The following is a 23557-nucleotide window of genomic DNA, read 5'->3' as shown; positions in this document are numbered from 1 at the left end:
TCGCAGCCACTATGATCGGAGCAAAGAAAGCGCTGTCTTGCAGGGTTTCTCCAACCGGAGATCTACGTTTTCTTGACGACAATTTATCAATGCGAAGGAGAGGAATTCATGAAGGTACAGTACAAAGCAAGGAATGCCGCAAGGTTGTCCGCAGCATTCAAACCGGCTGGCGCGATTATCCTGGGACTCGCCCTGCTGCTGACCGCCGTCTTCGGCGGTTACGGCTTTCTGCCACCCCGAGTGGCGGAGGCTGCGAACAACGGATTGGCTCTAAAGCCGCTTATGGGCTGGAGCAGCTACAGCATGCAGGTGTATTCCGGCAACGGTGCTTGGATCACGGCGGCGCAGATCAAAGCGCAGTCGGACGCGATGCATCAGAAGCTGCAGTCGCATGGGTACGAGTACATTAACGTGGACGCGGGATGGAATGGCGGCCTTGACGGCTACGGACGGCCCGTGCCAAGCACGACGCTTTACCCGAACGGATTGACTGACGTCATTAATTACGTGCATGCCAACGGACAAAAGTTCGGCCTCTATTTCATTCCGGGTCTCTCCCCTCAAGCTTATGACGCCGATCTGCCGATCTACGGCGCCCCGGGCTGCTCGATGCAGGACATCGCCGTCCAACCGCTGACTACCGCGGATTATTGGGGGTTGGACTACAAAATCAACTTCGGCAACGCATGCGCCCAAAAGTACATTGATTCTATCGCGGATCTCATCGATTCCTGGGGCGTGGATTTCGTGAAATTCGATAGCGTTACCCCCGGTTCCGGTCATAACGATACGTCGATTGACGCTCGCAGCGACGTGGCTGCCTGGTCGCAGGCGCTCAGCTCGCGCGGCATCTGGTTCGAGATCTCGTGGGCGCTCGACCACAACTACGTCGATTATTGGAAACAATACGCCAACGGCTGGCGCGTTGACTGGGACGTAGAATGCTACTGCGTCAATACGGCGCTCACGAGCTGGCCGAACATCGCTCGACTCTTCCCGGACGCCGCTGTCTGGTGGCGGGATGCCGGGCCGGGCGGATGGAACGACTTCGACTCGCTTAACGTTGGCAACGGAGCGATGGACGGCTTGACGCAGGATGAGCGGCAGACGGCAATGTCACTGTGGGCGATGTCCTCTGCACAGCTGTATACGGGCAACGATCTGACCAACCTGGACGCTTTTGGCTTGTCGCTTTTAACAAACGATGAAGTCATTGCCGTCAACCAGGCCGGCCGGCCAGCCCATCCCGTATCGACCGCGTCTAATCAACAAGTCTGGTACGCCAATAACGGCGACGGAACGTATACCGTCGGATTGTTCAACCTGGGGTCTTCCGCCGCTACGGTGACGGTGAATTGGAACGACATAGGTCTGAACGGCGCCGCTGCGGTGCGCGATCTGTGGAGCCACAACGATCTTGGATCGTTCAACGCGGGTTACAGCTCCGTTAATTTGCCGCCCCATGCATCGCGGCTGCTCAAGGTGACTGCTTCCGGCGGTTCCGTAACCGCAAACGACGATGATACTGGAGTCAAATACACAGGCTCCTGGCAGCGCAGTTACAACCGCGGACTAGGCGACTATCAGGACGATGTGCATTTCACCCAGGCGAACAATGATTCTTTTGAATATACCTTCCAAGGCACCGGTATCGATCTGATTACCGAGAAATCTCCCGACCAAGGCAATGTGGATATCTATCTCGACAACGTATTAAAAGGAACAGTCAGTACGTATAACAGCGTGAGGCAGCTGCAGCAGACCGTGTACAGCGTCAGCGGACTAACGAACGGTACACATACGCTAAAGGCTGTCAAAAAATCCGGTTCTTATATGCTGCTCGACAAGCTGCGCTTCTTTGTGGCATCACCCCTCGCTGTAAACGATACGGACCCGGGTATTTCCTATTCGGGAGCATGGTCACTTAACAGCGCCAGGGGCTTCGGCGATTATCAGGATGACGTCCACTTCACGCAGACCAACAACGATTTCGTGCAATACACGTTCAACGGGACGGGAATAGACCTCGTCACGGAGAAGGATTCTGCCCAAGGCGACGTCGATATTTACATTGATAACGTGTTCAAGCAAACCGTAAACACCTATAGCCCTTCGCGCCTCGTCCAGCAAACCGTGTATAGCATAATGGGGCTGACAAGCGGCACTCATACGATCAAAGCCGTAAAAAAAACCGGCACGTACATGCTGATCGATCAATTCAAACTCAAAAGCCCCCGCATCCAGTATAACGATACCGATGCCGGCATCGTCTACACCGGTTCATGGTCGCTGAACGGCAATCGCGGCTTCGGCGATTACAACAACGACGTGCATTTCACCCAGACGAACAACGATTCCTTACAGTTCGCGTTCACGGGCACCGGCGTCGAGCTCATTACGGAGAAGGACGCGTCTCAAGGCAACGTTGATATCTATCTCGACAACGTCTTGCAGGCAACGGTTAATACGGCGAGTACCACTCGGCAAGTTAACCAAGTCGTATACCAGGCGACGGGCTTGACGAGCGGAAGCCATACGCTTAAGGCCGTTAAGAAGTCCGGCACGTATATGCTGCTGGATTCCATTCGGGTTACGCCGTAATCGTTTGCAACAAAAATAATAAGGCTGCCGGAATTGTCGGCAGCCTTCTCTGTTGTCTTATGCTTCCTTTATTTTTGTTCATCGGTAATATGTTTCTCCGTCGAAGCTTAACATTGCCACATATTTCTTGCTTTCCTTTCCCTTGATGCTGTAAAAGGTATTCCCGGGAGGTGCTGCACATTCCGGTACACTGCAGTCTACGGGGATATTTCCAATTTTCTCGCCGATTTGTTCTTTGGGTACTTGTACATCAGTAAGACCGTATGTTTTATCTTTAATGGTTACGGTGTATACGTAACGTACTTCATCGGTGGAGTTTGCTTGGAATGAACATCCCGTTATGATGAACAAAGCCAATAGGACCACAAGCATTTTCTTCAAATCGTATCCCCCTTTCATTCGTATCTCCTTAAGAATTAGTATGACATGAATACGTTTCCTTCTTTTGGAAGTTGCGCTGTTCCCGTTTCAAACGGATCCCAACCTTCATATAAAATTAACTCTCCCGGTTTGAAGGAAATGACAGTTCTTCTCTCGAAAACAATGGCAAGCACTCACGAAAGGAACATCTCATGATCTCTCATTCCGACTTCATCCTCAACGCTTTTATTATTTTCCTGCCTTTGATTTTTTACGGACCTTTCAATAAACGTAAACACCCGCTTTTCGTTTACGTTTTATTTTTGATTCCCCTGATTATTACAATGACCTTTCCCGTCAAAATCTTCGATTCGGTGCTTGACCTCAGAGCTATTCCTCTCGTCATCGGTTCACTCTACGGCGGCATTTATACGACCTTGCTTCTATTTGGCAGCATGCTGACATACAGGCAGATCTTGGGCGGCATCGAGCTTTTTCATTACTTTCTTTCGCTGCTGCCGACAATCGTTCTGCTGCTGCTTCTCATCCGGATATACGAGAAAAGCGGCGCCAAAAAAAGAATGCTGCTTGCTTCCGGTATATGCTTCTTTTTGCGCGTAACGGTCGTCAATTTTTATGCCCTGCTCGAGGGCAAGGAGACTTTCTTTATGGCTTCGTTCGTTCCGAGTCTGCCTATTATCCTTGTTCAATGCGTCATGGCGGTCATGCTGGTATTCATGATTGAAACGATCCGCTCGCAGAATCGCATGCAAGAGGAAATCATCCAAGCGGAGAAAATGAAGGTTGTCAGCGAAATCGCAGCTTCGGTCGCGCATGAAGTCCGCAACCCGTTAACGTCCGTCCGCGGGTTCATCCAACTGCTGTCCAATCCGGCACTAAGCGAACATAAACGCAAGGAATTCTCCGCTATTACACTTGAGGAGCTGGACCGGGCGGAATCAATCATTTCCGATTATTTATCTCTTGCTAAACCTCAGATCGAGAGATTCGAATCCATCTGCCTGGATGAGGCACTCTCCAAGGCGGCACAAATCCTGAGCTCCTACGCGAATATGCAGAACGTAGAGATCATCACGAACATAAAGCATCCCGCAACGGTATACGGCAGCAAGTCCAAGTTCAGGCAGGCCATCATCAATATCGGCAAGAACGCAATCGAGGCGATGCCCGCCGGGGGGAAGCTATCTTTGTCTTATACGGTCAACGAACCCAACAACAATGTCATCATTTCAATTTCCGATACCGGCATCGGCATGAATGAGGAGCAGCTTAACCGTCTGGGGGCGCCCTATTATACCACCAAAGACAAGGGTACCGGTCTTGGGACCATGGTTATCTTCAGCGTCATTCGGGGAATGAACGGTAAGATCGAGGTCCATAGCAAGGAAGGCGCCGGAACCACGTATCACATCACGCTTCCGTTGAATGAACAGGCATGATTTTTCGGAAAATCAAAAACCGGAAACGAATGTCGTTTCCGGTTTTTGATGACTTGTCATAAAAAAATGACTAAAAGTATGCTTTATTGAACCAAATTTATATCGTTGGCATGACGTTGCCGCCGCTAACCGGGATATAAGCCCCCGTAATGAAGCTGGCCAAATCCGAGGCAAGGAATGCGACCGCATTCGCGATCTCCTGGTCGGTGCCGCGTCTCTTGAGCGGAACGTTCTTGATGTAATTGGCGCTTTCATCCAAGCCATTCGTGCGCTCGCGCTCGCTGATTGTCCAGCCTGGAGCGACTTGATTGACCGTAATTTGATGTTCGCCTACTTCCTTCGCGAGCACCCGGTATATGCCATCCATGCCCCTTTTTCCGGCTACATAAGCCGATTGCGTTGGGAAGTTCTGCATTGAACACTCTGTGTTGATGCCGATGAAACGCCCGGACTTCCTCTCGATCATGGATGGAATGAAAGCTTTAGCTAAATACACGCTTTGCATGACGCAGGACTCGAATTGACTCGCATAGTCCTCGGCCGGCTGCTCAAGTACGGAAGTCCATTTGTACTGCACGACCGCATTCGCTACAACGATATCCACATGACCCAAGCTCGATTCGACGGATTGCTTAAGCGCGGCAATGGAGTCCTGCTTCGTTACGTCTGCTTTAATAGCAACCGCACGCCTTCCGAGCGCTTCAATCGTGCTTTTTAGTTCAGCTGCCTTGGCTTCGTTGCTATGGTAATGCAAGGCGATATCCGCCCCGCACTCTGCGAGTGAACGTGCGATGACGCGGCCTAGTTCGCCTGTCGCCCCTGTGATCAAGGCTACTTTTCCAGATAGATCAATCCTCATGTTTCGCTCTCCTTGTCCATTAACTTGTTCATACGATAATATAATTCTTTGTTATCGAACAAATGCCTTCTTCTTTTTTATAAAAGACCATTCAAATTACGTATTCGCATGATCCAACTGACCTTCGGCCGTTTTCGTCAATTGAGGGGATAAAGTCAGCTGAAGCTGACGCTCGCCGTTTTTCGTTGCTTGTTTTTGAGAGATGACGTATCCCTCGCCGCTAACCGTCACTTGGATATCCAGCACCGAAGCAATCCGAAGCGCATCGCGCAAGGAAAGACCCGTCATATCCGGAATGGTGAGCTTCTCCCGCTGTTCGGTGATTAGATAAACCTTCTGACCGGGATGGACGACAGCGCCGGAAGCGGGAACCTGCTGAATAATCGTCTTGCCGCTTCCGATGATCTCCGCGTGAAGTCCACGCGATTTTAACCGGGACTTTGCTTCCGTTACTTTTAGCTTCGCGAGTTCCGGAATCGAAACGGTCACTTCGTTCTTTTCCGTTCCCGGAGTCACCTTGTATTGCGGGGATACGCCCATATGTTTGAGGCTTTTATACACGATATCTTTAAATGCCGGCGCAGCGACTTTGCCTCCGCCCGCCGTTGGATCATCCGGCTCGTCGACCACTATGTACAATACGATTTTGGGATTCTCCACCGGTGCGTATCCGATAAAAGAAACGACGAATTTATTCCGGGAGTATTTGCCGTTAATAACTTTCTCCGCCGTTCCCGTCTTGCCTGCCACTCTATAGCCCTCTATAAAAGCGTTATGACCGGTGCCAAGTTCACGGTCGGATACAACCTGCTCCAGGTACTCTCCAACCTTCTTCGAGGTTTCCTTCGAAATGACATTCGAGCGAACAACCTTTGGTTCCGTCTTTATAGTCGTTTTGGTGTTGGGATCATACACTTGCTTGACAATATGGGGCTGCAGCAGCGTACCTCCATTGGCTACCGCCGCTACGGCCGCGACTTGCTGAAGGGCTGTTACTTGCACTTTGCCTTGGCCAAACGACGCACGCGCAATATCCGAAGGGATCGAAAGGTTAACGCTAATGGCGCCTTTAGCTTCGCCTCCCATATCAATGCCCGTCTTTTGTCCAAAACCGAACCGGTTAATATAATCGAGAAGCTTCTCGCCGCCAAGCTGTTCCCAGCCCAGCTTTACGAATGCAACGTTACTGGATCGTTTCAAGCCTTCCAAATAAGTAATCGGCCCCCAACCAATGTTGTTGATATCGTATACCGGTTTACCGGGAACATTGATTTTGCCCGACATATATTTAGCATTGGGATCAAAAATACCTTCCTCCACCGCTGCCGCCAGAGTGACGATCTTAAAAGTGGAACCGGGCTCATACAGCGATTTGATCGCATGATTATACGCATTCTCATAATTTGTATCCCAGTACGTATTGGGATTAAAAGAAGGGTAATTGGCCATAGCCAATATTTCCATCGTATTCGGATCGGCTGCAACGGCCGTAATGCTTTTCGGATGATATAACGTATTTATTCTTCTAAGGGCTTCCTCTACGTAATGTTGAATCTCGACATCAATGGTTAAGGCAAAATCTTGACCGTCCTTTGCCGGTATGTACTCCGCTTCGTTTCCAGCGAGCTGGACGCGTTTACCGTCTTTTTCGTATTTCATCTCCCCGTCTTCCCCGCTCAGCTTATTATTGTAATAAGCCTCAAGACCAGCTTTGGCTTCCCCTTCCTTGGTTACGTAACCGATTAATTGGGAAGCCATCTCTTGGCTTGGATAATAGCGTTTTTGGTCATTGGCCAGAATAATGCCGACATCTTTCTTGTTATGCTTTTTCTCTAATTGATCCCGGAAATCGATGATTTGATCTGCCAGCGATTTGTCTATCCTCCAGCCTTCTTCGTGAATCTCCCGTTGCTGATAATAATCTCCGTTTTCCTTCTGAGCCGTCACGATCTTGGACAATTGGGCTTCAGGCTTACCTAATATCTGACTAAGCCCTTTGACCACTTCGTCGGCTATGTTGAGCGAATGAATCACTTCGGGATTCACAGACACGTCATAGGCCACGGAATCCATGGCAAGCATGTTGCCGTCCCGGTCCGTAATGGTTCCTCTCTTCGCTTCGATCGTCTCTTCCGCTGCCCATCTGGTTTTCGCTATGTTATACCAGAAGTCTCTATCAATGACTTGAACCCAATAAATTCTGCCGATTAAGACAGCAAAAAGGAGAGTCATGAACCCTCCCAATACTATCGAGCGTTGTTTAATTCGTTTGGACATAGGCGCCTTATCCCCCAGCAAAAAGACTGTAATGACTCTTGTAGAAAATTGACAGTCTAGAGTCAATCTACTTTATTTTACCATATATGGCACGGCTATGTCCTTTGGATTGAAATAAAAGATTTTATTCGGCTGTATCCTTTAACTGTAGATGCAGGCCTTTCTCCTCCGTCCATTCAGCGTAATAGACAGCTTGTATGCGATTGATGCCTTGCCCCTCCAGTTGAGTTAACAGCCATTCTTCGCTTCGGCCAATCTCCTTAAGCTCGCCGCTCTGCAGCTTGCCCTGCTCGATAAGAATGCGCGGAAGTGCTGCCTTAGGCTCCTCCACCCGAAGCTCTGCCCGAGTCGGAGATTCTTGACTTGGCTTTTTCATTACGCTGAGACTTCCGTTGGGCTCGAATACCGCAAATGCTACTTCGCGAACGGAAAAGACTCCCTGCTCTCTTAGCAGCATGCCAACCTGATGCATATCGAGCCGATTCTGTTTCATTGCCTTCACGTCGATTTCGCCGTCGCGAATAATAATATCCGGTCTGCCGTTTAGAGGTATCGATAGGGCGGGTACGAGCTGAACGGCCTTCTCCAAGGCCAGCGATAACGCCATCCATAACGCGAGGGCATAGATGAGCATCGAAAAATGCGCATCGCGGTCATAGACCGTATTCCCCACAAGCTCGCTCAACATAAGCGACGAGACGAAGTCGAACGGAGTAAGCTGCGATATTTCCTTCTTGCCGAGCAGCTTGGTCATGAACCACAGACCAAAGAAACCCGTGACGAGCTTCACCGATATCATTGCGTAATCCATAGAAAATCACACTCGCATTCTATTAAACGTGAATTTTTAGGATATATACCCTGCTCATGATAGAGTGAAGCACGTTTCAAGAAAATTAAAAAGCCGCGTTATACGCGGCTACTCAAATTATTTAACGGGATTAACGAAGGCGGTCAGTGGCCTTTCTTGCGGATTTGCTTATCGTGATGCTCTCCCCATTCCTTGGCTTTCGCGGTAGCGATGGAAATCGCGCGGCCTTCGGAATAGCCATCCTTCAACAGCTCGTTAGCGATATCAATCGCCTTGTTGCGGATCGGAGCCATGAAGTTTTTGAGAGAATCCGGATAGTCGTCTTTGTTCCAGGGCATGTCCATTCCTCCTTGAACGTTGTTACTCCCTTTTAGACATTCAAGATGGGTTTGAAACAGGGATTTGAGCGGCTGATTCTCTCTTTTGCTGCGGTTGTATGGATGCCTTAAAGATCAGTAACCGCTCCTTTTGAAGCAGAGGACACCAGTCTGGCATACTTCACTAATACGCCTGAGCTTACTTTAAGCGGAGGCTGCGTCCATGCTTTGGCCCGTGCGGACAATTCCTCTTCCGTCACTTGGAACATGATCTGCTGGGTTTCGCTGTCAATCGTGACGATATCCCCGTTCCTAAGCAGCGCGATTGGCCCGCCTACTTGCGCTTCCGGCGATACATGCCCAACTACGAACCCGTGTGAACCGCCGGAGAATCGACCATCCGTCAGGAGAGCAACTTCCCCTCCAAGGCCTTTGCCTACAATCAATGCGGTAACCGACAGCATTTCCGGCATGCCTGGCCCGCCTTTCGGTCCGCAATAGCGAATCACCAGCACATCGCCTTTATGGATTTCATTTTTCAAAATAGCCTCGGTTGCTTCATCCTCGCTATCATACACCTTGGCCGGTCCAACAAACCGCAGCTTCTTCATGCCGGACATCTTGGCAACGGCACCTTCAGGGGCTAGGTTTCCTTTAAGCACGACTAGAGGTCCATTTGGCTTCAGCGGATTGTCCAATGGACGAATAACGTCCTGGTCCTGTTGCAGCGGAGCAATGTCGTTTAAATTTTCCGCCAAGGTCTTACCGGTAACGGTTAAGCAATCCCCATGAAGAAGGCCTTCGGCAAGCAATAACTTCATAACGCCCGGAACCCCGCCGATATCGTTTAAATCCTGCATCGCGTATCTGCCGCTTGGCTTCAGGTCTGCCAGATGAGGTACGCGAAGCCGGATCTGCTCAAAATCATCCAAGGTTAAATCAACGCCTACCGAGTGCGCAATGGCGAGCAAATGCAGGAAGGCATTGGTGGAACCACCCAAAGCCATAACAACCGTAATCGCATTCTCGAACGCTTTTCTTGTCATAATATCCTTAGGGTAAATTTCCTGTTCCAGCAGCGAAATAACCTGCTTGCCGGCTGCAGCGCATTCCGCAGCTTTGTCAGGCGATATAGCAGGCGTGGAAGAAGAACCTGGGAGACACATGCCCATTGCTTCCGCCGCTGCAGCCATCGTATTAGCGGTATACATCCCGCCGCAAGAGCCCGGGCCCGGACATACGCTGCATTCGACCTTGTGAAGCTGCTCATCCGTCATTCTTCCGTCATGATATTGACCAACCGCTTCAAAAGCCGTAACGATATCAACTTTCTTCCCGTCCAGATTACCGGGTTGAATGGTCCCTCCATACACGTAAACGGCCGGGAGATTCATTCGACCGATTGCCATAAGACAAGCCGGAGTGTTTTTATCGCAGCCGCCGATCGCTACGATTCCGTCAAACCGCTCTGCTCCGGTTACAATTTCAATGGAATCGGCAATTGCTTCCCTGCTTGGCAGGGAAAACAACATGCCGCCATGACCCATGGATATACCGTCTGATACGGTTATGGTATTAAAAATCAAGGGAGCGCCGCCATGGTTGCGTACTCCTTGCTTAGCTTGGGCGGCTAAGTCGTTGATATGCATATTGCAAGGGGTAACTTCACTCCATGTACTGGCTACGCCAATCATTGGCTTCTTGAAATCCTCATCCGTAAAACCTACAGCGCGCAGCATCGCCCTGTTTGGTACTCGGTTAACTCCCTCGCTAATTACCTTGCTGCGAATTCGAAGATCTTTTCCATTTGCCATGTTTCTCGCTCCTATCTCTTAAAGTAATTCATATAATTCCTGCATCGGGCGAATGAAGTTTTGCTTCATCACGTTATGAGCAAGCTCGCTGTCCTTTTTCTCAAAGGCCGAAATAATTCGTGCATGCTCATCGACTGACGTTTGCGCAGCAGTAATCGGCTGTTTTAAGAACACATATTTAAAGCGCCGGATATGAATCTGAAGGGATGCGCTGAAGGTAGCGATATAAGGATTGTCCGACAGCTCCACGATTAAATTATGGAACTGTTCATCCGCCTCCATCGCTTGATAAGCTTGACCGCTCTTAATGGAATCAGCAAATTCCAGATTGATTGCCCTTAACTGCTCAATTTGATCGGGAACAATAATTTTCGCCGTAATGTCGGCTGCTAAAGCCTGGAGAACGGCCATCGTAGAGTACATTTTAAAAATGTCGTCCTTCTCGATTTCCGTTACTTTCGTTTCTTTTCCCGGATGCGTGGATACAAGCCCTTGTACTTCGAGCAGCTGGAAGGCTTCACGTATCGGCGTGCGGCTGACGCCAAGCGATTCCGCCAATTCGGCGTCGATCAGTTTTTCTCCTGGCTGCAAAGTACCGTCGATAATCCATCGTTGGATTTGGGAAAAGGCTCTTTCTTTTGCGGACATTCGCGCAGGCGAGACGAAATTTTTAGGTACCGGCATGGCTTTAATCATCCTTACTCTTTATTATCGATTATCAATCTTATATGCAATATATCGCATACCTATATTTAAAGCAAGCAACATATCCCATTTTTATCGGAATAAAAAAAGACGCCCCTTGCTGGGTTCGTCTTCCTACTCGGATTTGTTTGTCTCTTGCCTACTCCATTCCGGCGGCAAAAGCCTGGCATATTGGGGTTGCGCGTAACGGTCGTCAATCAGCATGAGCATTCCCCGGTCGCTTTCCGAACGGATCAGCCGCCCGCCGGCCTGCAGCACTTTGTTCATGCCGGGAAAGACGTATGCATATTCGAAGCCGTTTTTCCCTTGGCGGTCGAAATAGTCTTTAATAATGTTTCTTTCCAGCCCGACCTGGGGCAATCCTACTCCAACGACGGCCACGCCGGTAAGACGGTCCCCCACCAAATCGATCCCCTCCGAGAAAATGCCGCCCATAACGGCGAAGCCGACAAGCGTCTTTTTATTGTCCGGTGCAAAGGCGGCAAGATAGGCATCCCGCTCCTCCTCGGACATAGAAGGCTTTTGGACAATCGTCGTATAGGTTGTCGTCTCTTCGGAGGACGGCGACAGTTCCATTAAACGTTCATACACTCCGTTCATGTAGGCATATGACGGAAAAAACACAAAATTATTGCCCCGTCGCCGTTCGGCCATCGAATGCAGCAAACCCGCGACCCGGTCCATTGTCCGTTCGCGGTCCTGATAACGGGTCGACAGCCTTTCGATCCGTACATCAAGCTGCTCGGACGAGAATGGCGAGGGAATGGCGACCGCGTAATCCGTTTCAGTATCTCCGCCAAGCATGTCCATAAAATAATGAAGCGGAGACAGCGTAGCGGAAAACAGAATCTGCGCTTTGTAGCCTTTGGCAAATTGCCGAAGCAGATACGATGGATCGAGGCAGAACAGCTTGATGCGAACGTCATTCCTTTCCTTCTCGGCGTAGGTGACGTATCGCTCGTCATAAAGCTTGGCTATGCGCAAGAAATGCTGGCAACCGAAATAGACGTCCATCAATAACGGATCTTGATCCCCTTGAGCCAATTGCTCTTCCGCCGCTTGGACAAGCGATTCCAATTGTTCAATCAATTGCTCAGGCAGGTAACGCTCCATGTTTGTGCCGGTTGCTTCTTTGCCGCCTTCCTCAATCGATTTGCGCAAAGCAATAAAATATTGGTTAACTGCTTTCGCCGATTGGTACACGAGCGGACGAATCGTTTTGCTTGCGCGCTGAAGCTCGAGGAAATCGGCTTTTTTAAGCTCCGCCGAATACATTTCCCGTGCCCGGTCGACAAGGTTATGCGCTTCGTCTACCAATAATGCCGTCTTCCGCTTCTGCTCCTCAAACAGTCTCTTCAGGTTTACGCGAGGATCAAAAATATAGTTATAATCGCAAATGACCGCATCCGCCGCATAAGCGGCATCAAGCGAAAACTCGAACGGGCAGACATGGTGCTTGTAAGCGTACCGTTCAATGACTTCGCGCGTCATGGACGTCTCGTTACCCAGCATGTCCAGGATGGCTCCATTTACGCGGTCGTAATACCCTTTTGCAAATTCGCAGTACTCTGGAGAACAGCGAACTTCTTCTTTCAGGCATACCTTTTCCTTGGCCGTCAACGTAACCGCATGCAGATGCAGACCGCCATCGCCGAGCATCTTAAGCGCGTCTTCGGCAGCCGTGCGCGTTGTCGTTCGGGCTGTTAAATAAAAGAGCCGCTCCAGCCGTTCCTCCCCAATCGCTTTCACAGCCGGAAAAAGTGTTGACATCGTCTTGCCTATTCCGGTTGGCGCCTTCGCAAACAGCTTGCGCCCATCCACGATCGTCTGGTACACGGAAGCTGCCAGCTTGCGCTGGCCAGCCCGATACGAGGAGAACGGGAAAGCCAGTTTCTTGATGCTGGCATCCCGTTTTGCCACATGAAGAATTTTCATAGCGGCATACGGATAATAGCTGCTAACCGTATCGAGCAAAAACTGCTCGAGTTCCGTTACTGTCATCGTCCGCACGAAGCGGCGGCATTCTCCGGTGTCTATATGCATGTAGGTGAGCTGAACGTTAATCGAAGCTAATTCCCGCTCCTTTGCCACCATATAGGCATAACAATACGCCTGCGCCCAATGTACGAAGTGCGTCTCCTCCATAAGGGCGGGGAGTCTGCCGGAGGTGGATTTGATCTCGTCGACCGTTAACCCGCCATCGGTCTGAAGAAGGCCGTCGCAACGGCCGTCAATGACAAACAGCAGATCCCGGAAAACCATTTCTGCCGATACGTATACCTCTTTGGCATCCTGCTCGCCATATTGCCGCTGTATTTGCTGATGCGCCTTCGTTCCTTCCGTAAGCGCAACGGCCGATCGGAAAGCTGTATCGATATCCCCGCTTTTATAAGCGTATTCCACGAGCGCACGCACGGATAACTGCACAGTATTTGTCATAACGTTCTCCTCGCTCCTCGCTCTTCGCCGTACAAGATTCCTTATTGAATCGACTATACCAAACGGATGTTCGGGAGTAAATAGAGCGATGCTGTTTCAATGATCGTTTTCCTGTTTATTTACTAACCAGAGTTCAATATTAATCTCGAGAGGAATGAATGTAGCATGACTACCAAAACAACCAAAACCGTCCAACAACACTTGAACCGCCAAATCGCCAACTGGAGCGTTCTCTATACGAAGCTTCACAACTATCACTGGTACGTCAAAGGCTCGCAGTTCTTTACGCTGCACGTTAAGTTCCAGGAGCTCTATGAAGAAGCGGCACTGCATGTCGACGAAATCGCGGAACGTTTGCTCGCGGTAAAAGGCCAGCCGATCGCCACAATGAGCGACCACCTGAAGGAGTCCACCCTTAAGGAGGCCAGCGGCAAGGAGACAGCCGAACAAATGGTTGACCAGCTTATTAAAGATTTCTCGCTAGTGATAGATGAACTTAAGGAAGGAATGGGAGAAGCCGAGGAAGCCGGCGACGAAACAACGGCGGATATGCTCCTTGCCATTCATACCAAGCTCGAAAAACATGTTTGGATGCTTAGCGCGTTTAACGGTAAATAAGAAGTTTGCCCATTTAACAACAACAGCCCGCTTCTAATGAAGCGGGCTGTTTACATTTAACGCGCTTGCAGCCATCCGGGAATAACCCTCACGTAATCCATCGTATCTTCCCATTCGATGAAGCGCTCCTCGCGCAATTTCTCAAGCGCCTTTCGGATCTGCCCCGTTTCCCTTTGAGCGAATCGCGCTAATTCCGGAATAACAATACGCGTATTCTGATGGCCATTTCGATTAAATAGAATCCTGAGCAATTTCCGCTCCGTATCGTTCAACAGGTTAAGCCCCTTCTTTCTTTCGCGCGATTTCAACATCTACGATTCCTTCGAGATTGAAAATACGAATGGCTTGCGCCTGGAAACAATACGCCTTCAGCCGACCGGCTTTAACCGATATAACGCGAACATCGCGTATGCTTACCTCGCGCTTTCGATCAATATAAATGAGCTGTACCACTTTGCCGATAAACCTCTCCATTCGAATTCACCCCGTCAGGAACATTTGTTCTTATTTATTATATACCAAACATACGTTCCCGATGCAAGATCTCAAATGTAAAATGGAATAATTTAAGCGCCTGGCTAGCCCGCAACAAAAAACAGCAGCCGATTTGGCTGCTGTTCCCGTTATTTTTCCGTCCCGAGGCCTATAGTTCTTTTTCGCTTAAAAATTCGTTTTGCACTTCTTCGCCATTCGGATTGCTATTTTTAATCTGGCTTAGACGTCCATTGCGGTTCTCTCCGCCGTGAACGCTATTTTGCCGCTGATCATTGTTGTCGGTATGATCATGCTGGTTATGGTTGTAGTTACTGTTATTGGACATTTCCGGGCTCATCCTTTCTGCAAAAGCTAAATCTAGATTGTGTATTTCCGGTCAGATTTATGCAGTTCAATCGTTAGGACAAGATTTCGATGTACCCTTCCGTTCCGTGCACCCGGATCCGCTGCCCGTCTTTAATCAAAGTCGTGGCATTCTCTACGGCAACTACCGCGGGTATCCCGTATTCGCGGGCAATAACCGCGCCATGCGTCATTAGTCCGCCTACTTCAGTGACCAGACCTTTGATGGATACAAACAAAGGGGTCCAGCTCGGGTCCGTAAAAGAGGTAACTAATATATCCCCTTCCTCCAAATTTGCTTCCCCCATGTCCAGAATGACACGTGCCCGGCCCTCGATAACGCCGGAGGAAACCGCTAAACCCGCTATAGCCTCGGCAGGCAGATTTTCGCGTCTGTACTCGCCTGCAATGATTTCGCCGTCAGAGGTAATAACGCGTGGCGGAGTTAGCTTTTCGTACCGCTTATAATCATCTTTTCGTTTAATGATGAGCTGCTCATCCAATTGGTTCGATCCTATAACCTCTTTAAGCTCTTCAAAAGCGAGATAGAACACATCTTCTTTTTCTTGTATAACGTTCTTGTGCACGAGTTGTTCGGCTTCCTTCAGAATGGCCTGCTTATAAACAAAATAACGGCTGACCATCCCGTATTTCGGATACTCCCGGTAACCGGCATAATTCCGGATCAGATCAATTCTTTTCTTAGTTTCGCTTGCTTTATCCTCGCCATCGGGCAATTGCCTTAACCTTGCTAATATCTCTTGTTCCTTATCCAGAGCTTCCTGGCGTCCTTGCTCGAATTTAAGGGTGCTGGCATTGGGCTCGAAGTTTTTAATGTTTGTAAGTATAACGGGAATAAGCGCAGCCGGATTTTCGCTCCAGCGGGTTCTGGTCAAATCGATCTCTCCGGGACAACGCATGCCGTATTTCTCGAGATAATGATGAATCGCAGTTAGGGCTTGCTGTCCTCCCTCCACCGTGATTAGTCCCTCCAAATCATCTTTACCATTCTGCAAATATTCAATGACTTGCGGATATGGACGAATGACATCCGCGACATCCATAAGCGCTAATCCCATTTCCGAGGTAACGTTATTCGGAACCGATTGGGATAACGTATCCGCTGCGTTTTTCTCGCCTAACCATTCGTAAAGCTTCTCGTTGATCCAGGTTAAAGCATTCATGGAAGCCATAATCATTTGAATGCTTTGCGGGTTAAATAATACCTTCCTTAGCTGCTGAATATCCTGCACGATAAAATCAAATAGCTCCGTGCCCGATTTCGTTAGGATCGTTCGTTTTAATTCCTCGATCGATGCTTCGCTATTCTTAATTAAATCAGCAACCATATGAGGCTCAAGCTCCGGTTCTGCTTGTGCATTTGCAGGCGGAGAAGCTTTTTGACTGCGGCCGGGATGAGGTTCGCAAGCTTCCGTGGATACGGGCTGGATATAATCTCCACGCTTGATTACGGTCGTTAAGGCGTCCTTGATCAGCGGTTCGGATTGTCCGATTGTATTTAAAAGCCGTTCCCTGCTTTCCGGAGAAGCAAGCATTTGGGTAACGTCAACAAACAACCATCCGCCTGCCCTCCGCATGGGTGCGGGAGTCGTCATTAGGTAGAAGGATAGACCGAGTGGCTTGATAGGGTCAATCATCATTTGCTGGTGGGCAACGGATACGTAAACATGATTTCCTGCATCATTCGATTCTGGAATCGGGAACAAGGTTGTGATCGGCCGGCTCTGAACGATATGGAAAGTATCCTCCGCCACGCACCATTCGATATCTTGCGGACAGCCAAAATAGGCTTCAATCCGTCTTCCGATCCGTGCCAGTCGCAAAATCTGTTCTTCCGTCAGCACTTGATTGTTCTGCCGGTCAGGATCCAATGGCTGCGTTACGGTTCCGCCATTTTCTTGGCTATGGATCGCGAGCTTTTTGGCTGCTATCCTCTTGTCGACAATGATTTCATCCCGCACTTTATAGCAATCGGCCGATACCACGCCGGAGACCAGCGCTTCTCCGAGTCCAAAGCCGGCATCAATGGACAACACCTTGCGGTTAGCCGTAACGGGATCCGCGGTAAATAAAATGCCCGATGCGTAAGGGAAGACCATCTTTTGGATGATGACGGATAAATGAACTTGACCGTGGTCGAATCCGTTCTGCATCCGGTAGATGACCGCGCGGTCCGTGAACAAGGATGCCCAGCATTTGCTGATATGCCTGAGAATCTCTTCCTTGCCGACGATATTGAGATAGGTATCCTGTTGTCCGGCAAAAGAGGCATGCGGCAGGTCCTCCGCCGTTGCGCTGGAGCGTACGGCATAGGCAGACTGCTCGCCAAACCGCGAGAGGTAATGAGCAACCGCTGCTACAACCTCCGCGGGAATCTCGAGTTGTCTGATAGTCTGACGGATTTCGCTGCTGATTGAGCCGATCTCCCTTCGGTCCCCTGGCTTCAGCGACGTTAACCGGTGCACCAGAGCATGAAACGTTTGGCTTGATTCAATGGCTTTTCGATAGCCTTCGGTGGTTACGCAAAATCCCTCAGGCACGTGTATGCCATCCATTTTTATTAATTCGCCAAGATTGGATCCTTTTCCGCCAACAAGCGAAATCTGAGTTTGGTCGGCTTCCTTCAAATCAAGAACCAATGAATTCATTCCGCATCTCTCCCGATCGTAAATTTGATAAAAACATTTGACAAGAATTGAATCGGCATGCTACAATTAAATTGTAAGATAAGATAACTATGACTTTTTAATACAAGACAGTCGTAAACCGATTATAACATTGCGTTTACGGATGCGCAATATAAAGAACCCGGGCTTTTGCCCAGGTTCTTTTTTGTTTATATTTATTTACATTCATCTGAACAGCTTTAAATTGTCAGCCAGCTGCCGGAGCGCGGAAGGATCAATCGGCGACAGGTTGGATTTGTTGTACCGGACAGCCGATCCAAAATGAACCTCCCCTACTCCGGTCCGCGTTATAAAGTCTTCAACGCCTTCCGTCGTAAGACCGCTTCCCGCCAAAATCGCAAGATGGCTTCCTGCGGCTGCTGAAACAAGATCGGCCATTTCCTTCACCGATTCTATCGCCGGCCTTGGCCCGGCAGAAGTTAAGACGCGCGTAATTTGCGGATACTTCATCAAGGTTCGAAGTCCTTCATGCTGATCCGCCAGCTCGTCAAACGCTCGGTGAAACGTTACTTGCAAACTGCCGGTAAGCGGCAGAAAGCTCTCAAGCGCCCGTTCGTCGATTTTCCCCTCCGGCGTTAAAGCGCCTAGCACAATGCCAGCCGCTCCGGCATTTACAATCGCTTTTATTTCCGAAGCCATCGTATCGATATCATGCTCCGCGTACACAAACGAACGGCTGTGTGGACGCACCATTACAAATACCGGAATCCGGACGGCTTGTACCACCCGCTCCACTAGACCGATTCCTGGCGTTAAGCCTCCTTCCGTAATGGCCGTTATTAGCTCAAGACGGTCCGCTCCGTTCGCTTCCGCCGTCAAGGCATCGTCCATGCACGTTGCTATGACCTCCAATCTCATACCTATACCTTCTCTCTCCGGATGCTTATTTACCAGCCCGATCTTTTGAATGATTATGAATCGGCAGCCTGATTTCGATTCGAGTACCTATGTCTACTTTGCTGTCATAAATGATACGGCCGTGATATTGCTTAATGATTTTGTGACTAATCATGAGTCCTAGTCCCGTTCCCTTCTCTTTCAAGCTGTAGAAGGGCTGTCCCAGACGGTGAAGATGCTCCTCCGGAATGCCGCAGCCTTGATCTTGAATGGATATTAAACACTCACCTGCTTCGTCCAATTGCATGCCGATATGAATTTTCCCTCCGTTAGACATGGATTCGATCGCATTTTTTAAAACATTGAGGAACACCTGCTTTAATTGATGTTTGGCGCATGTAACCGGGAAATAATCTCCTTCGTACTCGCGGATGAATTCAATATTGCTTAACAGCGTCTGCGGCGTCAGAAATTCAAGCGTTTGCTCAATGACGTCCTTGACGTTCGCGACGGTATACATCGCCGCCTGCGGCTTGGCCATCGAAAGAAGCTCGCTTGTAATGATTTCGATGCGTTCCAGTTCGTCCCGGAGCAAATCGCCGTATTTCATAGTAGGGTTCTCTATTTTATATAATTGGAGAAATCCTTTGAGCGTAGTCAGCGGATTGCGAATCTCGTGGGCAACGCCGGCGGCCAATTCCCCGACAATCGAGAGTTTCTCGGATTGCAGCAGAAACTCCTCTGCCTTTTTGCGTTCGGAGATATCCCGGCTGATAATGACGATATGCTCGATCCGGCCATCCTTGCCCTCAACCGGCTTGCATAACGAATCAAATGGTATCAATCGGCCGTCCGTATGCCGGAATCGAATTTCCATCGACAGCGATTTTTTCTGATTCAATATTTTCGTTATCGTCTGGTTAAACATCTTTGCATCATCCGGACTTATGATCCGGTCGAGCTCCGCGCGGTTCAAGGACAGACTAGAATATCCAAGCACAAACGCGTGGGACGGCGAGAAATACCGTATCGAGTGATCGGGATCCATCACCACAATGAGGTCGGACGTATTCTCGGCAATTAACCGGTACTGGTATTCGCTCTCGAGAAGCGACAGCTCCATCTCGTTGCGTTCGGCGATGGTGCGGCGCAGACGTTCATGGGATTCAATCAACAGCGCGCCTAACAATACGCCTAATATGACAAAACAGACGTACTGCAGATGAAAGAGCGGTTCGTTCACCATGATCCGGAAGGTAAATACCACGCATGCGTACAGCAGGACATAGGCGCCCGAAAATGCAAGGCTCCTCTTAATAGGCGGCAGCTGCCGGCGGGAGAAGTAAATATGCAGAAGGGAAAAAGCCAGCATAATAAAAGCCCAGCCTTCAATGGCGGGCATCCAATTGCCGCTTGAAAGCAAACGGACGGACAACGCGAATAACCCGGTGATAATGCCCGGTATGGGGCCGAGATAGGCAAACATCAAAATAACGGGAGAATATCGAATGTCGTAGACATAGCCTTGCTGCTTAACCGCTAACAAAACGAGGATGACGGAAACAACACCCGCATAAAGACCTCCCCAGAGCGGATGCTTCAGCGGCTTGAAATTTATAAATGAACGGAAAATGAATGGAACGCTAACCAGCAGCGAAAAGATCGAGAGATTCACAATATAATCAATAAGAAACAAAAAGGATCACCTACGCCTCGTAGTCTTGCTAAACGCCATCCATCTAACCAAATAAATCCTACTGTGTAAATGAATACTATACGAATGTTCGAAATCCTTGTTACCTTCATCTAAAAGTTTTATTTGGTTTGGCAACAATCGATTTCCTGCCCTTAGAAACACTCTATAGACGTTGGTATAATCGATTTGTTGCATCAACAAAAAAGAGATTGCCCTCTCATAAGCGGACAATCTCTTTTTAAGCAATGTTAAAATAACTTCTCCGCAAACGGCTTAACGAGCGATTGATAAGCAGCTTGGCGCCCCTCTTCCAGCTTGCCGATATACCCTTCCCGCCATGCCGCGGCGGCTTGAACTTTCTGCGTCAGCTTGTCGGCCAATTGTCGGTCGTCCGAAGTAACAATCCAATCGGCCAAGTCCAGACCGTTCATCAGATCGAAGCCTTTGAACCGGTAGCCGATACATACAAAGGGAACGTTAGCCGCCGCAGATAGCAGATTGGCATGCAGCTTGAGGTTGATCGTCGCTTCGAATCCCGACAATTGCCGTACATAATCGGCAGCCGAATACACTTTAGGATCGAATGTTACGCGCTCGTCATGGCCTAACTTGCGGTACAGGCTTGCAAGCGCCTTTTCGTCCGGTCCCCAGACGGAGTACAGATGGAGCTTGTACCCGAGTGCGAGAAGCGATTGTCCCGTCTCCGCCAGCCGATCCTCCACCTCTTCCTCGTTGCCTCCGTAAATCCGGTTATACGAAGTTCCCCAGTTGATTCCAATCGTGCGATTGTCCCCTTGCTGACTATTGGACAGCGGCTCAGTCGACATGGGCTTCAGCGCATTCATCAGCATGGCGGGATCGCCGCTGATCTCCATATGCTTAGGCAATGCGCCAAGCGATTCGATATAATCCCGCGTCCAAGGCCCCCGAACGCCGCAGTAGACGCTATGCTCCAAGATATCCTTCAGCTTTTGGCGATACGCCGCGCTTTCCGCGGCCGCCTCCGGCTTCGGCCGCCCGTCTATTGCCGGAACCCATTTATGCAGTCGGTCATGGCCGCTGCCCCAGATGACAATGGTCTTCCCGAGCTCTAACGCCTCATGCACGAGTTCGACATAACCGGGTACAATAAGTGATCCTCCGCCAAGAACGATCGTATCGTATTGGCCTACCTTCTTCCATTCAACGCTCGGAAGCGAGGGGATAACTTGATATTCCTCCTTCGCCAGATGGGTGTCCGCCAAAGTCTTAAACATCTCCCACATCCACTCGTCCCCAAGATTGTTGAAGCCAATCCATCCTAAATACAGTACCTTTCGCATACGTTACCTTCACTCCATTCCTATCTGACTTTTGCCAGCAAAGACCCGTACAACTGCTTCAACTGCAGCGCTTTGCCTTGAATGTCAAAGTTCGCCCTCGCCCACTCTTGTCCCTGATGGCCTATTTCTTCTAGATTAATCGCTGTTGATAGCGCTCCGCTGATTGCTTCTCCGATTAACCGCTCGGTCGGACGCTCCTTGGAATTATGGTCGCCAAAATAATACAGCCATGCCTCGTCATAAACAGGCTGTTCCACAAGGCCGAAATACCCGTGATTGCCAATAGCCAGAACGGGTTTGCCGCAAGCCATTGCCTCCAGCGCAACTCGCCCCGTCCCGACAACCAGATCGCCGAGATTATAATAGTCGCCCATTTGCATCTGATTGCCAACCATATGGACGAATTTCGCATTGCAATCGTGGTTCGCGGTCTCCGCCAGTTCGGCGATAGCAGCTGCCTGATTGCCGGAGCCGGCGATAACCAAATGAAGAGGCATCGTTTCATGAAGGCGAAGGGTTCGTGCCGCCCGCACGAGCATCGCGCAAACCGCTGCCTTGTCCCATGCCAGGCGAGACGCGTAGACAACGACCTTGTCTTCGTCCGGGATTTGAAGACTGGCGCGCAAAGCTGCGGATGATGCGGGCCGATACTGTTCAAAATCTATACCGTTGGCAATCAGATAGGACGGAAAATTCAAATAATCCAAATACCCCTGTATGGGAGGACTAACGCTTATGAAGGTACATCCGGCATCCTTCAGCAATTGAAGCTGCTCTGTCGGATAGTAGGCACCGTGTACGGTAAAGACAACCGGGATGCCCAGTTTTCTTGCCGCTCTTGCCGCATGCAAGCCGGATGGCGTTTGGTGAATATGCACGAGATCGATCTGACGGCTGCGCATAATATGCGTAAGCGCGGATTCGGCGTGCTTCTGGCGTTCCGGGTCCATCAGCCGCTCAGCCGTCAGATCCACGCGGTGAATCGGACATCCCGCGCGGGCAAAAGCTTCGTACATCACGCCGGTCCCGCCTGCATACACGGGCATGACGCCAAGCGCCGGCAAAGCCTTCACAAGGCTCAGCACATACGTTTCCGTACCGCCGACAGCCAAGCTGTCCATCACCATCAGCAGCCGAATCCGGTTACGCGTCATGACCCTGCTCCTTCTGCGGTTTGCCGAAAAACTCCCGTGAACGCTGCTTTTGATGCTTGCGGTAGTAATACAGCACCTCCCGCAAATTGTCCACGTTCCTTGCTCCAGGCTTGATAACCTTCGCTATAAATTCGTAATCCTCGGCTCCTTCGATACGCCTTGTATGTCCGCCGATACGGTCGAATACCGCCCCTCGAAACATTGCCGTCCCATGGCAGATGCAATGCCCGCCTTTGGCATAGACTTTCCCGATCTGATCCCCGTATTTCAGCCAATTGACCGCCTGTCGGCTGTCCGGCTGACCATCCTCGAACACCTCGTAATTCGTACCTAACAGATCAATATGCCTGTTATCGTTCAAATAACGAACCTGCTTGGCCAGCCTTTCCGGATGAGACAGATCATCCGCATCCTGAATTGCGATATACTCTCCTTTCGCCAGATACATCCCAGCCGTTATGGCACCGGCGTAACCCGCATTACGCGGAAGACGAAGGGTATAAATTCCTTTTCTTTCCCGCAGCAACGGCTCGTTGCTGTTCAGCCAACTGACGGTATATTCGTATGACCCGTCCGTAGATAAATCATCGATAAGAATAAGTTCCCAATTCGTGTAGGTCTGATTGAGCAGGCTTGTCAAGCAATCCGACAGATAGGGAAGCTTGTTGTAGACGGTGACAACAATGCTGACTAGTCCTGGCACGCGTTGATACGACAAATGCCTCACCTCCCTTTTTCATCA

General features: G+C 49.8%; 20 protein-coding genes. 3 read left to right on the top strand and 17 right to left on the bottom strand.

Annotation, left to right across the window (positions count from 1 at the left end):
• The first annotated feature begins 108 nt into the window (after positions 1–108).
• On the top strand, positions 109–2601 hold the full coding sequence (locus ACR9FF_RS15645) for a glycoside hydrolase family 27 protein (protein WP_435162823.1): 2493 nt from the start codon (positions 109–111) through the stop codon (positions 2599–2601).
• Between the two features lie 78 nt (positions 2602–2679).
• On the opposite strand, the gene ACR9FF_RS15640 is transcribed toward ACR9FF_RS15645, so the two are convergent.
• Positions 2680–2982, bottom strand: a complete 303-nt coding sequence (locus ACR9FF_RS15640; RefSeq protein ID WP_435162821.1) for a hypothetical protein — start codon at positions 2980–2982, stop codon at positions 2680–2682.
• A gap of 191 nt (positions 2983–3173) precedes the next feature.
• On the opposite strand from ACR9FF_RS15640, the gene ACR9FF_RS15635 reads away from it, so the two are divergent.
• Positions 3174–4421 (top strand): ATP-binding protein, encoded by a 1248-nt coding sequence (locus ACR9FF_RS15635; RefSeq protein WP_435162819.1) that lies wholly within the window; start codon positions 3174–3176, stop codon positions 4419–4421.
• A gap of 97 nt (positions 4422–4518) precedes the next feature.
• On the opposite strand, the gene ACR9FF_RS15630 is transcribed toward ACR9FF_RS15635, so the two are convergent.
• From ACR9FF_RS15630 to ACR9FF_RS15600, 7 genes are all read right to left on the bottom strand, one after another.
• The gene (locus ACR9FF_RS15630; protein WP_435162817.1) at positions 4519–5280 is read right to left on the bottom strand and encodes an SDR family NAD(P)-dependent oxidoreductase; all 762 of its coding nucleotides are present in this window, start codon (positions 5278–5280) and stop codon (positions 4519–4521) included.
• Positions 5281–5376: 96 nt separating this feature from the next.
• Positions 5377–7512 carry a penicillin-binding protein gene (locus ACR9FF_RS15625; protein WP_435162815.1) on the bottom strand — a complete coding sequence of 712 codons (2136 nt, stop codon included), beginning with the start codon at positions 7510–7512 and terminating at the stop codon, positions 5377–5379.
• 169 nt (positions 7513–7681) lie between these two features.
• Complete coding sequence (locus tag ACR9FF_RS15620) at positions 7682–8368, bottom strand: YetF domain-containing protein (protein ID WP_435162813.1); 687 nt, start codon at positions 8366–8368, stop codon at positions 7682–7684.
• Between the two features lie 143 nt (positions 8369–8511).
• Positions 8512–8706, bottom strand: a complete 195-nt coding sequence (locus ACR9FF_RS15615) for a DUF2188 domain-containing protein (RefSeq protein ID WP_127496306.1) — start codon at positions 8704–8706, stop codon at positions 8512–8514.
• Positions 8707–8813: 107 nt separating this feature from the next.
• Positions 8814–10499, bottom strand: a complete 1686-nt coding sequence (ilvD, locus tag ACR9FF_RS15610; RefSeq protein WP_435162810.1) for a dihydroxy-acid dehydratase — start codon at positions 10497–10499, stop codon at positions 8814–8816.
• Positions 10500–10517: 18 nt separating this feature from the next.
• On the bottom strand, positions 10518–11183 hold the full coding sequence (locus ACR9FF_RS15605) for a GntR family transcriptional regulator (RefSeq protein WP_127496304.1): 666 nt from the start codon (positions 11181–11183) through the stop codon (positions 10518–10520).
• A 135-nt stretch (positions 11184–11318) separates the two neighbouring features.
• Positions 11319–13643 (bottom strand): ATP-dependent DNA helicase, encoded by a 2325-nt coding sequence (locus ACR9FF_RS15600; RefSeq protein WP_435162808.1) that lies wholly within the window; start codon positions 13641–13643, stop codon positions 11319–11321.
• A 165-nt stretch (positions 13644–13808) separates the two neighbouring features.
• On the opposite strand from ACR9FF_RS15600, the gene ACR9FF_RS15595 reads away from it, so the two are divergent.
• Positions 13809–14261 carry a Dps family protein gene (locus ACR9FF_RS15595; protein WP_127496302.1) on the top strand — a complete coding sequence of 151 codons (453 nt, stop codon included), beginning with the start codon at positions 13809–13811 and terminating at the stop codon, positions 14259–14261.
• Positions 14262–14317: 56 nt separating this feature from the next.
• On the opposite strand, the gene ACR9FF_RS15590 is transcribed toward ACR9FF_RS15595, so the two are convergent.
• From ACR9FF_RS15590 to ACR9FF_RS15550, 9 genes are all read right to left on the bottom strand, one after another.
• Positions 14318–14572, bottom strand: a complete 255-nt coding sequence (locus tag ACR9FF_RS15590; protein WP_435162805.1) for a hypothetical protein — start codon at positions 14570–14572, stop codon at positions 14318–14320.
• Positions 14538–14735 (bottom strand): hypothetical protein, encoded by a 198-nt coding sequence (locus ACR9FF_RS15585; RefSeq protein ID WP_127496300.1) that lies wholly within the window; start codon positions 14733–14735, stop codon positions 14538–14540. Before ACR9FF_RS15585 ends, ACR9FF_RS15590 begins: the two co-directional genes overlap by 35 nt.
• A gap of 169 nt (positions 14736–14904) precedes the next feature.
• The gene (locus tag ACR9FF_RS15580; RefSeq protein ID WP_317979574.1) at positions 14905–15081 is read right to left on the bottom strand and encodes a hypothetical protein; all 177 of its coding nucleotides are present in this window, start codon (positions 15079–15081) and stop codon (positions 14905–14907) included.
• 73 nt (positions 15082–15154) lie between these two features.
• Entirely contained in the window at positions 15155–17767 is a 2613-nt protein-coding gene (gene ppsA, locus ACR9FF_RS15575; protein WP_435162802.1) for a phosphoenolpyruvate synthase, read from the bottom strand.
• A 204-nt stretch (positions 17768–17971) separates the two neighbouring features.
• Complete coding sequence (locus ACR9FF_RS15570) at positions 17972–18664, bottom strand: copper homeostasis protein CutC (protein ID WP_435162800.1); 693 nt, start codon at positions 18662–18664, stop codon at positions 17972–17974.
• 25 nt (positions 18665–18689) lie between these two features.
• Entirely contained in the window at positions 18690–20339 is a 1650-nt protein-coding gene (locus ACR9FF_RS15565) for an ATP-binding protein (protein WP_435162798.1), read from the bottom strand.
• A gap of 248 nt (positions 20340–20587) precedes the next feature.
• Positions 20588–21661 (bottom strand): polysaccharide pyruvyl transferase family protein, encoded by a 1074-nt coding sequence (locus tag ACR9FF_RS15560; protein ID WP_435162796.1) that lies wholly within the window; start codon positions 21659–21661, stop codon positions 20588–20590.
• A gap of 20 nt (positions 21662–21681) precedes the next feature.
• Positions 21682–22815 carry a glycosyltransferase gene (locus ACR9FF_RS15555; protein ID WP_435162794.1) on the bottom strand — a complete coding sequence of 378 codons (1134 nt, stop codon included), beginning with the start codon at positions 22813–22815 and terminating at the stop codon, positions 21682–21684.
• Positions 22805–23533: a glycosyltransferase family 2 protein gene (locus tag ACR9FF_RS15550; protein WP_317979568.1), complete on the bottom strand. Its 729-nt coding sequence runs from the start codon at positions 23531–23533 to the stop codon at positions 22805–22807. The genes ACR9FF_RS15555 and ACR9FF_RS15550 overlap by 11 nt, the downstream gene beginning before the upstream one ends.
• Positions 23534–23557: the final 24 nt, after the last annotated feature.

The organism is Paenibacillus glycanilyticus (assembly GCF_051200795.1).
GTDB classification, from domain to species: domain Bacteria; phylum Bacillota; class Bacilli; order Paenibacillales; family Paenibacillaceae; genus Pristimantibacillus; species Pristimantibacillus glycanilyticus.
This window is presented reverse-complemented; position numbering and strand designations above follow the sequence as displayed.